At 58.2% G+C, this 1127-nt stretch carries 1 protein-coding gene; it reads left to right on the top strand.

What is annotated here, in order from left to right; all coding sequences use genetic code 11:
- Window positions 1-63 precede the first annotated feature (63 nt).
- A complete protein-coding gene (locus tag HL657_RS13415) occupies window positions 64-1014 on the top strand; it encodes an IS5 family transposase (protein WP_317297319.1) in 951 nt (316 codons plus the stop codon).
- The last annotated feature ends 113 nt before the right edge of the window (window positions 1015-1127 follow it).

Here is a 1127-nt window from a genome sequence, read left to right as displayed (position 1 = left end):
GAGAACTTCGAAAAACCCCACCTCATCCAAAGTACTTTATAGCCACGGATCGACGTTTTTCTCATGAGCACGTTTACCAATTTTGCGATTCGGCACGAATATGCCAGCCTTGCCGCTCTGGGCGATCGGCTGGGGGAGGTCAGCGGTCTGATCGACTGGGACGCCTTTCGTCCTCTCCTTGCTGACCTCTACACCAATGCCGAGGGACGAGGCGGTCGTCCGAACTACGACGTTGTTCTGATGATCCGGCTGCTGGTGCTTCAGCAGTGGTATGGCCTCTCGGATCCCGAACTGGAACGTCAGGCGACCGACCGGATCTCGTTCCGCCACTTCCTGGGATACCCCGAGACCATTCCGGATCGATCGACGGTCTGGCTGTTCCGGGAACGCCTGGCGCAAACCGGGAAGGATACCGCGATCTGGGAGGAGTTCCAGCGGCAACTCGAGGTACAAGGGCTCACCATCAAGCGCGGCGTCATGCAGGACGCCTCGTTCATCACCGCCGATCCCGGACACGCCTCTGCCGACACCCCTCGGGGAGACCAGGCAGAGACGCGGCGTAGCCGCGACGGCACCTGGGCAAAGAAGGGCTCGAAGTCCCAGTTCGGCTACAAACTCCATATCCTCATGGACAAGGACTACCAGCTCATCCGCCGGATCGAGACCACCACCGCGTCGCTCCATGACAGCAGGATCGATCTCTCCCGCACAGGCGAAACGGTCTATCGTGATAAAGGCTACTTCGGGGTGAAACCGAAGGCGTCCATGGACAAGACCATGCACCGGGCGACTCGCGGTCATCCGTTGTCGATCAAGGAGAACCGGCGGAACAAGGCCATCAGCAGAACCCGATCACTGGTGGAACGGCCGTTCGCCTGGATGAAACGGGTGTTCAAGGCAGGGCATCTCATGGTCACGACGGTTGCCAGAGTGCGGGTCAAAAATGTCTTCTCCTGTATGAATTTCAACTTCAGGCAACTTCTCACTCTTCAGGCGCAACCTGCCGAGCGGTAGCTCTCGAGAAAACTCACAAGAATCCAGGATATCCAAGCGTTCAGGAAGGAGAAGACTCACCGGGAGCGCAGGAGGCAAGAGGAGGGGAAGAGAGGAAGTTATTCGCAATTCTC

It is taken from the genome of Methanoculleus nereidis, from assembly GCF_032944295.1.
GTDB classification, from domain to species: Archaea; Halobacteriota; Methanomicrobia; order Methanomicrobiales; family Methanoculleaceae; genus Methanoculleus; species Methanoculleus nereidis.
Note: the sequence above shows the minus strand (reverse complement) of the source record. Positions and strands in the feature narration are given on the sequence as shown.

Excerpts from the sequence above, each read along its gene's own strand:
- HL657_RS13415 (WP_317297319.1), top strand. The coding sequence starts at position 64 with ATGAGCACGTTTACCAATTTTGCGATTCGGCACGAATATGCCAGCCTT.